This window comes from Bradyrhizobium erythrophlei (assembly GCF_900142985.1).
GTDB lineage: Bacteria > Pseudomonadota > Alphaproteobacteria > Rhizobiales > Xanthobacteraceae > Bradyrhizobium > Bradyrhizobium erythrophlei_B.
This window is the reverse complement of sequence record NZ_LT670849.1, coordinates 2,388,672-2,403,088: the sequence shown is the minus strand read 5'-3', so window position 1 is coordinate 2,403,088 and position 14,417 is coordinate 2,388,672. Positions and strand designations below refer to the sequence as shown.

Here is a 14,417-nt window from a genome sequence, read left to right as displayed (position 1 = left end):
GCGCTGCTGTCCGCGCGCAAGCGAGTCGGTATTAACTCGATCAAATCGTGCACATGCTCGCAAAGCAAGTGAAATACGCTAGATATTACAAAGCGATAGAGCGAGAAGCGCGAGCCGAGTAAGTCAATTCGGCAGACGAATAATCGTTCCAGACGGATTCAAAATTATTTTGAACGCGGCGTCGAGGGTGCAATCCGTAGTTCCCGGCAGGAACCCGCCGGTTGCCGCCGCTACAGCTCTTACAGCTAACGCTGCGGATTTTGCCTTCGCGGCGGACGCGGGCTGGAAGCGGCCTGCGGGTCGATCTTGAGCGTGACCTTGTTGGCGCCTTCGCTGATGTCGAGAAGTGTATGGCGCGCTTCTTCGATCACGACCGCGGACTTCTTGTTAAAAGTTTCGGCAAATTCGCGGATGGTCTGCATCTTCTCGAACAGTTCGTCGGCTTTTCCGTCGGCAAAGCCGGGCAGAACGCTGTCGATGCGCGCAATCGCGCCGTTGAAACCCGCGAACGCGTCATTAGTCCTGTCGATCGCCTTGTCGATGGCGTCGCCCCCGCTCGCCAGCGAGGCCGTGTAGGTTTCGAAACTCAGCATCCCGTCCTTGATCGTCGATTGATTGCCGACAAGGATGCGGTCGACGTTATGCAAGGTATCGCGCAGCGACTGGATTTCGCTTAAGTCCGCGGTCAGCGTTGGAATGCCGTCCTTGTCGGATGGCGCCGGTGGATCGGGCGACTCGCCGCCAATCAACGAAATGGCGGCAATGCCGGTGAGGCCCTGAAACTCCATCCCCACGACGGTATCCTTGCGGATCGGCGCGTTGGTGGCGACCCTGACTTCGGCCACGACCTTGCGCGGGTTGTCGAGCTTGAGCGAAAGGATCTCGCCGACCTGGACGCCGTCGAAGTTGACGCTGCCGCCCCGGCGCAGGCCGCTCGCGGAGCCGCCCTCGAACACGATGCGCATCCGGCTTTCCTGCGAGATCGCCCGGATTTTCTTCACGCCCAAAATACCGAAAAAAGCGATCGCCAGGATCGCCAGCGTCGTGGTTCCGATCATGAGGTTGCTGGAGCGCATCTTCATCGGGGAAGCCGGATTCCGTGAGAGATCGAAACGATCCAAATCGCCAGTGTTCCGCCGATTGTACGGGCAAAGCGGGCGCGGCGAAAGGCCGGACCCGCGGACCCGGTGGCCCTCCGCGCCTTCTGCTACGGCGTTAACGAAGCCGCATAGGCTGCCAGCGACATCATGTCGTCATGCGAGAGCTTTTCGACCACAGGCAACATCTGTGCGCCGGCAGTTCCCGCCCGCGCGTGCTGCTGAAAGTCGTAGAGTTGACGGACGAGATAGCTCGGTGAGCGTCCGGCAATGCCGGGGATGGCCGCAACGCCTCTCAGGTCGGGACCGTGGCAGGTGATGCAGGGCGTGGTGACGCCGGCGCCGCCGGTTTTCGCGAGGGCCTCGCCCCTGGCGATGCTTCCCTTCGGCACATAAGCGATGAACTGCGAACGCGTGTCGCGGTGTTCGAATTGCACGGCGTCCACCGGCGTCTCGATGATGCGCTCGCCGATCGGCTCGGTGCCGCCGTCCTTCACCTGCATGTAGAACACCCGTGCGATTTGCGTGACCGGAACTGTGTCGGTCTCGATGACCTTGATGTTGGCCTTGGGTTTGAGCGAGGCGAAGTAGGCCGCGGCCGACTTGATCTCGTCTTCGTTGCTGGCTTTGGCAATGGCCGTCATCACGACGCTTGGGCTGCGCTGGGGACCGGCGAATTTCCGCGCGCCGCTTTTGTAGTCCTCGATCTGCTGGATGATGTAGGCCGCGGGCAAACCGGCGAGGCTGGCGTTTTCAGGCCCGCCAGTGCCTGCGGCGCGATGACACGAACCGCAGGCGCGCACGTCGGGCATTCGGCCGTGCGCCACCACGTCCGGCATCGGCGGATGATCTTCGGGATGCCAGTCGGGCACGAAGAAAAGGTTACGCTCCTGGGCGATGGTGAAGCTCTGATCGCTGTCGGGCACATGCCGCGGCACATCGTCGGCAGGCGCGACCTTGAAATCCGGAACCCATGGATAGGCCCAGGCCGGGAATGACGCCGCCGATGTCGGTGCAGGTGCCGGCGATTGAGCCTGTGCGGGCGGCGCCACGCCAGCGGTCATGCCCATGATTGCCAGTGCGGCAAAGGCCTTTCGCATCGGTTTCCCCCTATGTTGTTTTTTATTGGCGATTGCCCGGTGATGCCGGCCGCAACGTCGTTGAGAATGGTCGAGCCGTCAACGGCTATTCCATTTCTACCGGGTCCTACCAGGCGGGCCTCGGTTGTGATGGAGAAGCGATGCCGGCCAGCAGAACGGCCAGAATGCCGGTCAGGAAGATGCCGTCGAATGTCCCGGCACCTCCGATGGAGGCCACCGGCGCGCCAAGACCGCTGATCTTGTCGAGGTTGGAGAGGTCGGCGCCGATCAGCGTTCCCATCGAGCCGCCGATATAGGCCAGCGGCGCCGCGTATTCGCGAGACAGCAGGAAAGCGAGGATCGCGGTTGCAACGACCGGCGCAAAGACCGGCACGGCAATACCGAGTCCGTGCACCGGCGTCGCCATCGAATGGATGATGAAGGCAATGGCGATGACGGCGATCACGGCTCTGGTCCAGAGCTGATAGCGAAGCACGAGATAGGTCGACATCAGCGTCGGGATCACCGCGCCGCCGACATTGACGGCAAGCACCGTGCCCGGCCATTGCTGGACCAGCGGCACAACATATTGCATGCCGAAGAAATCGATCACTTGTCCCGACGAACGCACCGCGCCCGGCAGCACGGTGATGGGAATATTGAAGTAGCTGCCGATCAACGAGCCGAACAGCAAGGCCATGGCGGCTCCCGGACCGACGCCGAGCTTCATATAGGCGTATCTGAGGATACGGAGCTGAATCAGGATAATCAGCCCGATAAACAGAAAGACCAGGATAGAGAACAATGCCGGCGTGAGCGGCAGATAGTGAACCTGGGAGTTCATCGCGGATGATCCTGCCCCGACCGGTCTCTACATCAGATATTCGATCTTCGCGCATTGGCAAGGGCGCCGCAACTCAGGGCCGGTCGGGCGACGGGATCATCGTGGCGTGCAGAATATAGCGGTCCGGTCCCGACGTAACGGCGTCGAACGGCCAGCAGGTCGACAGCACGAGCTCGTATCCGCTGCTGTTGGGATCGATGCCGGAAGCGTCGAAACGCACGACCGCAGAGCCGTCAACGCGGTAACGGAAAGTGCGGCCGTCGCTTCGCGTCACGTCGATTTCGTCGCCGACGATGACGTCTTTCAGAAAACGAAAATGCGTATCGCGATGCGCGGAATAGACCGCAACGCCTCGTTCGCCCGCGTCTGCGGTGAGTTCGACGTGACCGGGACCGAACGCCAGCGCCTGGCCGCTGCTGCCGGCAAGAACGATGCTCTCGGCATGCAGCCGCTTGATCTCGATGCGCGCGATCGGCCAGGTGTCCGCCCACGACCACGGCTTGATGTCGTGGCCGGTGACGATGGTTTGCTCAAACGCATGCCGCAGCAGCATTTGCGCGACCAACGCCTTGGCGTGAATGTAGGCGCCCTGGCCGAACAGCAGGAGCCCGGCAAGCAGCAAGACAAACGGGCCGACGAAGCGGGGCATCAGGAATTTTCCATCGTCTTGTTGGAAAGGTTGCGCGCGGCCTCCGGGGGAAGAGGCCGCGCGCTTTCAAGGAGGAGGTGGGGCAACCTACTCCTTCAACCGGCGTCAACGCATAACCACCTGACGCCGGTCGAACACGATGAGCAGGAGACCGAGCATGAGCAGGATGAGGCCTGCGATCATCTTCAGCTCGGCATCGGTCGCGGTCTTCGGCAGCGCGATGGTGTTCGGTGCCGCGGGCGAGGGGATCAGCGAGCGCTTGGCGGCGATCGGCAGCAGGTGCGGGTCGTTCGGATCACTGCGGCGTTCCGCCGGTGGCGACAACAGCCTCTGTCGTTCGCCGAACACCTTTTCGAAATCCCAACCCGCCGGCAGGTTGATCGGCAGTTCAGCGAGCTTGAGCGTTTCGCCGTCGGGACGGCTCGGCGTCTTGTCGACCGCGACAAGGCTCGTCAGCCGCGTCACAAGCTGATGCTCCAGCGCGAGCGCAAGAATGGCCTTGTCGGCGTCTTCAGGCGCGGTTTGCCGCGTGGTGCGGGCGACTTCCGCGTCTGCGATCTTGCGCCGCGCCCAGAGCTTCGACAAACCCTTGCCTTCAGCGGCGTTCGCAACCGGCAGCTTCACGACCCACGGCCGTTCGCCGATGCGGCCCTTGATCTCAACCGATCCCGCCAGCCTGTCGAGCCTGGCGGCAAGCACCAGCGGTTCGCCACGATAGAGATCGGGAAGCACCGCAGGCGTCAAATCGGCTTTGGCATCAGAGAATTTGGCGGAAAGCGCCGTCACGGCCGGATTTTCCAGCTTGGCGAACAGGCCGCGCATGCGCTCCTCGACCTGTTCGACCGAACCGATATGGGTGAACGTGCCGCGTCCGAGTTCGGCGGCGCGCGTCATCAGGTAGGTGTTCGGCGCCGAGCCGATGCCGACCATGAACACGCGCGACCGGCCGCGCATGGCCGTGAGGGTCTCGAACAGCCGCTGCTCGTTTCCAATGGCGCCATCGGTCAGGAACACGACCTGACGGATGTGGTCGGCATCGTCTGCGCTGCGATCCGTCAGCGCCGCGCGCATGGCGGGCACCATTTCGGTGCCGCCTCTGGCCTGCAAGGCACCGACGAATGAAACGGCGCGGCCGAGGTGTTCCTGATCGGCCGGGACCGAATCCGGGAACAGCACGTCCATGGTGTCATCGAAGCGGATCACATTGAAGCGGTCGTTCGGCTGCAAGCGGCCGAGCGCGTAAATGAGGCTCGCTTTGGCCTGGATGATCGAGGTGCCGCCCATCGAGCCGGAGTTGTCGATCACGAAGACCACTTCGCGCGGCAACGGCTTTTGCTCCGCAGGTTCGATCGACGGCGGTGTGACAAAGGCCAACAGATAGTCGGCATCGCCGACATGTTCGCGGAACAAGCCGACCGACGGTACCGTTTCAGCCACAGCCTTCCAGCTCAGCTCGAAATCGCGATCGGCGGGCACGACGCCGTCAGCGAGGGTGATGGTCCGCGTCGCCTTATCGGGGCTCTCGATCTTGACCTGGTGATGGTGCGACTTCACTTCGCCGAGCGGGAAACCGGCTTGCAGATGTACGGTGATGGCAGTGGGATTGACCGGGGCATTTTTGGCGGGGTCCAGCACGGGCGGTGAAATGCGGTCGCGGTCCGGCACGGGATCCGCTGAAGTGGTGCCCCAGCCATTGCTGCCCGGCCGCAAGTCGACGCTTTGCACGAGAGGTTGCGGATTGTAGCGCGGGCCGACCACCATCGGGACCCGTAGCGAGAACTCGTTGCCTGACTGCTGCACCGGCTCCTGATATTCGATCTGTACCAGGATCGTTTCGCCGGGGCCGATATTGGCGACGGAGTTGGTGAAAATGTTCGGCCGCTCCTGTTCGGTGAGCGCCGCCTTCTGTCCGTTGCGTCGCGCCTGTTCGTAGACCTGTCGCGCCTGTTGACGCTCCCTGATGTCGCCGACCACGACGCGGTCTCCGACCACCATCTTGAGCGTATCGACGGCGCCGCCCGAAGGCAGTGGGTACACATACGTGGCCTCGACCCAGTCCTGCGTCGGGTTCTTGAAGATCTGCGTGACTCGGGCGCGGATGGTCGGCCCTGAAACCGTGAGGTCGACGTCGATGCCGAGCCGCATCGCTTCGGTGTAGCCGTCGTCATTTTTAAGGAGCAACGAGCCGGAACGGGCGTTACCGGGTTTGACCGGAGCAGGGAAGGGACCCTCCGCCGACCATGCCGGTTCAAAACTGAAAAACAGCGCCACGATCCCGACCATGACCACGGCGAGGCCCTGGATCACCAGGAACAGCACCAGTTTGATCAGGCCGGACAGGGCTGATCTGCCGAGGCTCGGTTCATTCGATTCATCTGTCTCGATTTCATCGCTGACGGTCATTTGGCTTGCTCCCAACGGCGTTTTGCCGTGCCTCATTTGTGCGAGGCGGCGCGAACCGGGGCGAGCAGAATGATCGGCAATGTTTGGCCGCCCGCCGTTGTCGGCCGTAGCGGCGACGGCGGTCTTGTACGGTTTTGTGAGGAAATGTGCGTCTGCTAGGGTGGGGGGAATCGGAGGGGTAAGATGCCGACACCGGACAAGCAGCTTTCGCCGGAGCAGAGCCGACAGGTCGCCGAAACGATCCGCGAAGAGATCGCGCGGCGCCGGATTTCGCGGCAGACACTGGCCGAACAAGCCAAGCTCAGCCTTTCGACCCTGGAGAAGGTTCTGGGCGGCCGGCGGCCGTTCACGCTTGCCACCACCGTGCGCCTGGAGGAAGCCCTCGGCGTCTCGCTGCGCAAGGGGCTCGAGGCCGCCTCCGTATCTGCGGCGAATGGCGATGTTTCGCCGGATGGACTTGGCGCTTACTCGCGACGCTCGGTCGCCTGGCTTGAGGGAATCTACATCACGCTAAGGCCGTCGTTTGGGGCCAAGGGTGCGATCTATGCCTATCACACCGACATCGCCTGGGCCCCGGCCGTCTCTTGCCTTGTGTTTCGCGAGGGAGAGCGGATGGACGCCGACTATTCCCAGTTCGGCGAAGTTGCGGTTCCGAACCAGTCCGGCCACGTCTATCTTGTGACCAACCGGCACGGCCAGCATCGCCTGATCACGGTGTCGCGTCCAAGGATCACCGGCGAAATGTATGGGATCATCACGACGCTGCTGGCAGGACGCGGCGCGCTGCTGACGCCGGCGGCTGCGCCAATCGTATTCCTGCCGATCAAGACGATCCGAAATCCGACCGTGGGGCGAATCGCATCCGGCGACGCCAACTACGCGCTCTATCGCGAACATTTGCGGCGCACGACCGAAGAGCCGTACGCGTTGTTTTTCCAGGGCGAGCCAGAAAAGGACGGTGCGGCGTGATCACGCTCTATCATTGCACGGCGGCGCGCTCGTTTCGTCCGCTCTGGGCGCTGGAAGAACTCGGGCTTCCGTACGAGCTCAAGATGCTGCCCTTTCCCCCGCGCGCATTTGCCAAGGACTATCTGGCGCTCAATCCGCTCGGCACCATTCCGCTTCTGATCGACGGCGACACGCGGATGACGGAATCCGCTGCCATCCTTCAATATCTGGTCACTCGCCATGGGCCGACGCCGCTCGCGGTCGGCGTCGATGAGCCGAGCTACGGGGCTTTTCTCAACTGGCTGCATTTCGGCGAAGCGACGCTGACGTTCCCGCAAACGCTGGTGCTGCGTTATGGAAAGCTCGAGCCCGAGGAGCGGCGCAGTCCGCAGGTCACGGCCGACTATGCCAAATGGTTCTTGGGCCGGTTGCGCGCGGTCGAAGCCGCGGTTGCCTCTAACGAGACATTGTGTGCCGGCAGGTTCACGGTTGCCGATATTTCCGTCGGCTATGCGCTGCTATTGGCCGACCGCATCGGCCTGGCAAAGGATTTCGGCCCGGCGGTGGTGGCCTACTGGCAACAGTTGCAGGCACGCGACGGATTTCGCCGGGCGGTGAATGCGGAGAACTTCGCTGGCGAAGCGCAGAAGGTTAAGAGCTTTTGGTCGTGATGCCGGCGGCCAATGCTCAGCCCGCGTCGAGCAGCTTGTTCAGCCGCAGCCGCGTGATGATGTAGACATTCTGCAAATCGTTGGCGAATTCGGCTTGCGTATCGTTTTGCAGCCGCCGCTTGAACTCGAAGAAAATGCCTTCCTTGGTGTACATCCTCACGGCGATGATGAAGGGAAATCCAAATTTCGCCCTGTAGGCGGCATTGAGGCTCGTCAGCTCCGCGAATTCGGGCGCGGAAAGCGTGTTGAGTCCGGCGCTGGCCTGCTCGGCAACCGAGGAGGCGGTCATGGTGCCGGCCTGGGCTTCCTTGCCGGCGAGATCGGGATGGGCCTGCAACAGCGCGAGCTGCTGGGCTGCGGGCGCGGTTTTGGCCTCGGTCACCATCGCGGCGTGCAGGTCATCGAGGTTCGCGAACGGCCGCTTCTCCCAGGCCTTCTCGGCAACCCATGGCGACTTTTCGAAGATACTGCCGAACTTCACCACGAAGGCGGCGCGGTCCATCGCATTGATCGGCGCCATGTCGACCGGGCCGGCGACCGCGGATTCGGTCAGCGCCGGCCCGAGCAGCAATGCGAAAACCACGGACGCAAGCAGCCGGGAAAGACCCATCATGTTCAGTCTCCTTGCGTCCCGAAAGCGACGGTCAGCTGCCGCGGTAGGTCGTATAGCTCCAGGGCGTGGCGAGGATCGGCACATGATAGTGCGCCGTGGCGTCGGCCATGCCGAACTGAATGACGGCCTTCTCGAGGAAGGGCGGATTGGGCAGTTGAGCACCCATCTTGGTGAAGTATTCGCCGATATAGAATACCAGCTGGTATTTGCCGGCCTTCATGTTTTCCGGCGTCAGCAGCGGCTGGGCGTTGCGGCCGTCCGCATTGGTGGTCACGGTTGCGAGCAGTTTGTAGGTGTCGCCTTCGAGGACGCTGAATTCGATCTTGATGCCCTCGCCGGGTTTGCCGTTGGCGGTATCGAGCACGTGGGTCGTCAACCCCGGCGATCCGGCCGCCAGGGCTTTCTTGTCGCCCAATGCTGCGAACGCCAGCATGGCCGAGCCCGCGCCCAGCAGACCCCGTCGGTTAAGTACTGTCATCGTCCTGCTCCGTTAGTTTGCCCCGTCGTGATGGCCAGGGCGATCCGATTTAGCGCTGCAAAAACCACGCCATGCAAGCGATTTTGCGGCGCCGACGGAGGTGAGCAGGACCTATGATCAGGCCTTGGGTGGCCGATGGTCTCGGGCTTTCAGGGCCTGCTCGCTCGAAGCCCGGGCCTTCGCCATCATCGCGTTGCAATATTCGTCGCGGTCGCGATGAAATATCTGCTGGCGATCGCGGAAGGCCGCAACCCTCCGGTGAATCTCGTCGCGCAGGTCGCTCTGGTTGATCGGGGACAGTCGGGCGGGGAGTACGTCGACGGGACGAACCGTTGTTGACGGCAGATCCGGCGACGCCAATGGCAGGCGCGCTTCGAACGTACGTTCGGCGTCCATCGGTTTTCCGGTGACCGACTGAACAAACGCCATGGTCTGCGCGATCAGAAGATCGCGGTCGCGTTTCCATTTCATGATCGCACCTCAGCCCACAGACATTCCATCAAACCGCTGCCGCGCAATCAAGCGACACGGAGACGCCATCCACAGTCGAAGATGTGCGTTGGCGAACAGACGGTGTTTCTACGGTGTCCGGATCTTTCTTCGGACGCGTGAGAGCGGGACTTTTGATAGGTCCATCAATTGTCGCGCGGCCGCGGCCTAAAATGAAATGGCGGCGCTCCAGACATCAGCGCTGCACACCATTCAACCGGGGAAGCTATCTAGATCGAAGTGCGGCGCGCCGTCGGCTGTTCGACGGATGGGTGACGCCGTGCGGTTTCGGTCAACGGTGACGCACTTCTTTCGCCGATCGCCTCGCAAAGTGTGCGAGCAGACACGCCGGTCCGGTCGTCGACGGGCCGGGAAGAGCAGGCATCCGGGACGGCTCGCTCTTGGCGCTATGCTCGATCCGGAAGGACGGTCAATCCGGGCAATCGGCCAGTTGTCTGGTGGTCTCGGGGCAAAGTAGTCACGTGAGGTCTGTCGACGGTCGGGAGGCGCGTGACGAAAGTGCGTCCGGCGACGGGGGCTAGAGGATTAATTCAACATCGCAAAGTGCCGCGCCGTGCATTTTTGGGACGCCGGTTGCGCTATACGCCACAGATTCCACTTGATCCTGTTTGCAGCTTGAACAGACTATCTGACAAACCCTTCGTGGTCCCGTCGCATAAGTGGATTACCTCGATCGATCGTAGCCGTCATTAAGAGGAGTGGGAATTGAGCGCGACTGAGCAATCGACGCGTTCGGCAGGGATAGCCGATACCCGTTCGCCCTTAAGGCTTTCTCCCGTCCTCATCATTCTCGCGGCGCTGTTGTCGGGCTGCGAGGAAAAGCAGGCGCCGCAGGCGGCGGCCCCGCCGGCGCCCCCTGTCACCGTGGCCCAGCCTGTCAAACGAACCGTCACGGATTGGGACGAGTTCACGGGGCGGTTTGATGCGGTCCAGCAGGTTCAGGTTCGTCCCCGTGTCGGCGGCTTCATCACGGCCGTGGAATTCCGTGACGGCGCCTTCGTCAAGGAGGGCGATCTTCTGTACCTCATCGATGCCCGGCCGTTCGAGGCGGTCGCCACGCAGGCCGAGGGTCAGCTCTCGGATGCGCGCGCCAAGGTCGAGCTTGCCAAGCGCGATCTCGAGCGTGGCCTCGCCCTGGTCCAGACCAGTGCAGTGTCCGAACAGCTCGTCGACCAGCGCCGCCAGGCGTTGCAAGCCGCCTACGCCGCGGTGACGCAGGCCGAGGGCTCGCTGAAGGCGGCGCAGCTCAATGTCGAGTTTACCCATGTCACGGCGCCGATCAGCGGCCGGGTTAGCCGGCATCTCGTCGACCTCGGCAATCTCGTGCAGGGTAGCGAGGGCAATTCGACGCTGCTGACATCGATTGTGACGCTCGACCCGATCTATGTCTACTTCGATATCGATGAGGCGACCTATATCAAATACAACAAGCTCTGGTTCGAGGGCAAACGGCCAAGTTCGCGCGATACCCCCAATCCCGTCCAGGTATCGCTGACGGGTGAGACCAAGCCTTCCCGCAACGGCACGATCAATTTCCTCGACAACCAGCTCGACGTTTCGACCGGCACGCTGCGCGGGCGGGCGGTGATTCCCAATACGGACCTGTCGATCCTGCCGGGACAGTTCGGCCGGGTGCGCCTGATTGCGAGTGCGCCATACGAGGCGCTGCTGGTGCCTGATACGGCCATCGCGACCGATCAATCCCGCAAGATCCTGTTCGTTGTGAAGGACGACAATACGGTGGAAGCCAAGGCTGTCGTCCTCGGACCGCTGGACGAGGGCCTGCGCGTGATCCGCGAAGGCCTCAAGCCGGAGGACCGCGTGGTGGTCGATGGACTACAGCGTGTGCGGGTTGGCGCCAAGGTCACCCCGCACGAGGCGAAGCCCGCACCTGCCGGTGGCAAGACATGAATCTCGGGGCGCTTTCCGTCAACCGGCCTATCCTGGCGATGGTGCTGTCCATCGTGCTGCTGATCGTCGGTGCTATCGCTTACACGACGTTGCCGGTCGCTGAATATCCGCAAGTGGTGCCGCCGACGGTGGTCGTGACCACGCAATATCCGGGCGCATCGGCGCAGACCGTGTCCGACACCGTCGCTGCCCCGATCGAGCAGCAGATCAACGGCGTCGAGGACATGCTCTATCTCTACAGCCAGGCGACCTCGAACGGACAGCTCACGATCACTGTGACCTTCAAGATCGGCACCAATCTCGACAATGCTCAGGTGCTGGTTCAGAACCGCGTCGCGATCGCGCTGCCGCAATTGCCGGACGAAGTTCAGCGCAATGGTGTGACGACCCGCAAGAACAGCCCCGACATCCTGATGGTCGTGTTCATGCTGTCGCCCGACGACACTTTCGACCAGCTCTATATCAGCAACTACGCGCTGCTTCAGGTGCGCGATCAGTTGCTTCGGCAGGACGGCATCGGCGACATCCAGATCTTCGGCGCGCGGGATTATTCGATGCGCCTGTGGCTTGATCCCGACAAGATCGCCAATCTGGGCCTGACCGCGAGCGACGTGATGACGGCTATTCGCGCGCAGAACCTTCAAATCACGGGCGGCCAGCTCGCTGGTCCCCCGATTGCGGACAGGGCCTTTCAGCCCAATCTGACATTTACCGGGCGGTTGAAGGATGTCAGCCAGTTCGAGGACATCGTCGTCAAAGGCAGCGCGGATGGCCGCACGGTGCGCCTGCGCGACGTGGCGCGGATCGAACTCGGCGCGCTCGATTACTCGACCAACAGCTTCATGCTGCGCAAGACCGCTGTCGCGATGCTGGTGACCCAGCGTCCCGGTTCGAATGCGCTGTCAACCGCCAAGGGCATCTCGGATACGATGGCCAAGCTGAAGGCCAACTTCCCGAAGGGGCTCGATTACAATATCGGCTACAACCCGACTGAATTCATCGCGCAGTCGATCAGCGAGTTGATCAAGACGATCTACGAGGCGATGGTTCTCGTCGTCATTGTGGTTCTGGTTTTCCTGCAAGGATGGCGTCCGGCGATCATCCCGATCGTAGCAATCCCGGTGTCGCTGGTCGGGACTTTCGCGGCCATGGCCGCGCTCGGCTACGCCATCAACAACCTGACCCTGTTTGGCCTCGTGCTCGCGGTCGGCATCGTGGTCGACGACGCCATCGTCGTGGTGGAAAATGTCGAGCGGCATTTGCGGGACGGCATGGCCCGTCGCGAGGCGGCCTTGCGCACCATGGAGGAGGTGGGCGGCGCGCTGGTGTCGATTGCGCTGGTGCTGTGTGCCGTGTTCGTGCCAACGGCATTCCTTGGTGGGATCTCCGGACTCTTCTTCCAGCAATTCGCCGTGACGATTGCGGTGGCAACCGCGATCTCGTGCTTCTGCTCGCTGACGCTGTCGCCGGCGCTGGCCTCACAAATCCTTGTGGCCCACGAAGAGCATCGGCCTCCGGCAGCGTGGAATCTCGTCGGTCGCGCCTGGGAAAGTTTTACCGGCGCCTTCAACCGCGGCTTTGACTGGGCGTCGAATTCCTATGCGGACGTCGCCGACTTTGTGATCCGGCATCGTGCCTTGATGCTGTTGGTCTATGTCGGCCTGATCGGCAGTGCCGGATGGCTGCTTGCGACCACGCCGCAAGGATACATTCCGGCCCAGGACCGCGGCTATATCATCATCTCGGCACAATTGCCGGGTGCGGCTTCGTTGGCGCGGACGACCGAAATCGTCCGCCGGATTGAGGCGATGGCGCTTGATACGCCCGGCATTATCCGCGTTGCCGTTTTCGCAGGCCTGTCCGGTGCGACGCGGACCCAGGCCAGCAATTCGGCGGCGTTGTTTCCGGTGTTCGAAGATCCGGAGGTGCGGCTAAAGAAAGGCCTGACCGCGGCGGTCATCACTGCCGACCTGCGCAAGCGTCTGTCCTCCATTGAGGGCGCGTTCATCATCGTCATCCCGCCGCCCCCGATCCCCGGTATCGGCACCGGTGGCGGCTTCACCATGCGCATCCAGGATCGGCAGGGCAGGGGTTCGGACTTGCTGGCGGCGGCAACCGACGAACTCGTCGCGGCGGCCCGCAGAACACCCGGACTGACCCAAGTGTTCTCTCCCTTTAACGCCAATACACCGCAAGTCTTCGTCGATATCGATCGCGTCAAGGCACAGAAGCTCGGTGTGCCGGTCCAGAATGTCACGGACGCACTCGAGACATACTTTGGCTCGACCTACGTCAACGACTTCAACATTCTCGGCCGGACCTATCACGTCACCGCGCAGGCAGACCTTCCTTACCGAAAGGAGCGGGCGGACCTCACGCGGCTGCGTACGCGCAACGCCGCGGGCGACATGGTGATGCTGGGCAGCGTCGTCGATTTCAAGGATGTGGCAGGGCCCGATCGCGTGGCGCGCTACAATCTTTATTCGGCGGCCGAATTGCAGGGCGAGGCTTTGCCAGGCACGAGCTCGGCGACCGCGATCGAAATCATGAAACGCCTGGCGGACGAGACGCTGCCGAGCGGCTTTTCCTATGACTGGACCGATCTGTCCTACCAGCAGGTCAATGGCGCCAATTCGGGCCTCTACGTTTTCCCGATCTGCGTGCTGTTCGTTTACCTGGTGCTGGCGGCGCAATATGGCAGCTGGACGCTGCCGTTCGCGGTGATCCTGATCGTGCCGATGTGCCTCTTGGCGGCAACGCTCGGCGTGCGCATCATGGGACAGGACGTCAACATCCTGACCCAGATCGGCTTCGTGGTGCTGGTCGGACTGGCGGCGAAAAACGCCATCCTGATCGTCGAGTTTGCACGCGATATCGAACTGGAAGGCCGGCCGCGTCTGGAAGCGGTGATCGAGGCGTGCCGTCTCCGTCTGCGGCCGATTCTGATGACGTCGTTTGCCTTCATCCTCGGCGTTCTGCCGCTCGTCGTCTCGAGCGGCTCGGGATCGGAAATGCGCCAGGCCGTTGGTGTCGCCGTGTTCTTCGGCATGCTCGGCGTCACCCTGTTCGGGCTCGTGTTCACGCCGATCTTCTACATGATCGTGCGTAATCTTGCGGACGGGCCGCAGGCAAAAAAGCCGGCCGTGCCAGGCTGAGGCACGATTTCGCAAATCCTTAACGCCGCTGCCCCAGGGCAGATGCGCTCAAGACCCTA

At 62.4% G+C, this 14,417-nt stretch carries 12 protein-coding genes; 4 read left to right on the top strand and 8 right to left on the bottom strand.

Going from position 1 to position 14,417, the window contains the following annotated elements; all coding sequences use genetic code 11:
• Positions 1-245: 245 nt before the first annotated feature.
• The 5 genes from BUA38_RS11265 to BUA38_RS11245 form a co-directional block, all read right to left on the bottom strand.
• Positions 246-1,076, bottom strand: coding sequence for an MlaD family protein (locus tag BUA38_RS11265; protein WP_072826033.1), 831 nt, complete (start codon positions 1,074-1,076; stop codon positions 246-248).
• 131 nt (positions 1,077-1,207) lie between these two features.
• Positions 1,208-2,197, bottom strand: coding sequence for a c-type cytochrome (locus BUA38_RS11260; RefSeq protein WP_244553238.1), 990 nt, complete (start codon positions 2,195-2,197; stop codon positions 1,208-1,210).
• Positions 2,198-2,303: 106 nt separating this feature from the next.
• Complete coding sequence (locus BUA38_RS11255; RefSeq protein WP_072817992.1) at positions 2,304-3,020, bottom strand: DUF1614 domain-containing protein; 717 nt, start codon at positions 3,018-3,020, stop codon at positions 2,304-2,306.
• Positions 3,021-3,093: 73 nt separating this feature from the next.
• On the bottom strand, positions 3,094-3,669 hold the full coding sequence (locus tag BUA38_RS11250) for a class GN sortase (protein ID WP_072817991.1): 576 nt from the start codon (positions 3,667-3,669) through the stop codon (positions 3,094-3,096).
• 105 nt (positions 3,670-3,774) lie between these two features.
• Positions 3,775-6,072: a marine proteobacterial sortase target protein gene (locus tag BUA38_RS11245; protein ID WP_083587544.1), complete on the bottom strand. Its 2,298-nt coding sequence runs from the start codon at positions 6,070-6,072 to the stop codon at positions 3,775-3,777.
• A gap of 183 nt (positions 6,073-6,255) precedes the next feature.
• On the opposite strand from BUA38_RS11245, the gene BUA38_RS11240 reads away from it, so the two are divergent.
• Together BUA38_RS11240 and BUA38_RS11235 are read left to right on the top strand one after the other, a co-directional pair.
• On the top strand, positions 6,256-7,041 hold the full coding sequence (locus BUA38_RS11240) for a helix-turn-helix domain-containing protein (protein WP_072817990.1): 786 nt from the start codon (positions 6,256-6,258) through the stop codon (positions 7,039-7,041).
• Positions 7,038-7,691, top strand: a complete 654-nt coding sequence (locus BUA38_RS11235; RefSeq protein WP_072817989.1) for a glutathione S-transferase family protein — start codon at positions 7,038-7,040, stop codon at positions 7,689-7,691. The genes BUA38_RS11240 and BUA38_RS11235 overlap by 4 nt, the downstream gene beginning before the upstream one ends.
• Positions 7,692-7,707: 16 nt before the next feature.
• Here BUA38_RS11235 and uraD read toward each other — a convergent pair whose 3' ends face one another.
• From uraD to BUA38_RS11220, 3 genes are all read right to left on the bottom strand, one after another.
• Positions 7,708-8,304: a 2-oxo-4-hydroxy-4-carboxy-5-ureidoimidazoline decarboxylase gene (uraD, locus tag BUA38_RS11230; RefSeq protein WP_197685923.1), complete on the bottom strand. Its 597-nt coding sequence runs from the start codon at positions 8,302-8,304 to the stop codon at positions 7,708-7,710.
• 31 nt (positions 8,305-8,335) lie between these two features.
• Positions 8,336-8,737, bottom strand: coding sequence for a hydroxyisourate hydrolase (gene uraH, locus BUA38_RS11225; RefSeq protein WP_072826029.1), 402 nt, complete (start codon positions 8,735-8,737; stop codon positions 8,336-8,338).
• Positions 8,738-8,899: 162 nt separating this feature from the next.
• Positions 8,900-9,253 carry a hypothetical protein gene (locus tag BUA38_RS11220; protein WP_072817988.1) on the bottom strand — a complete coding sequence of 118 codons (354 nt, stop codon included), beginning with the start codon at positions 9,251-9,253 and terminating at the stop codon, positions 8,900-8,902.
• An 822-nt stretch (positions 9,254-10,075) separates the two neighbouring features.
• Here BUA38_RS11220 and BUA38_RS11215 point away from each other — a divergent pair.
• On the top strand, positions 10,076-11,203 hold the full coding sequence (locus BUA38_RS11215; RefSeq protein ID WP_425304974.1) for an efflux RND transporter periplasmic adaptor subunit: 1,128 nt from the start codon (positions 10,076-10,078) through the stop codon (positions 11,201-11,203).
• The gene (locus BUA38_RS11210) at positions 11,200-14,358 is read left to right on the top strand and encodes an efflux RND transporter permease subunit (protein ID WP_072817987.1); all 3,159 of its coding nucleotides are present in this window, start codon (positions 11,200-11,202) and stop codon (positions 14,356-14,358) included. The genes BUA38_RS11215 and BUA38_RS11210 overlap by 4 nt, the downstream gene beginning before the upstream one ends.
• Positions 14,359-14,417: the final 59 nt, after the last annotated feature.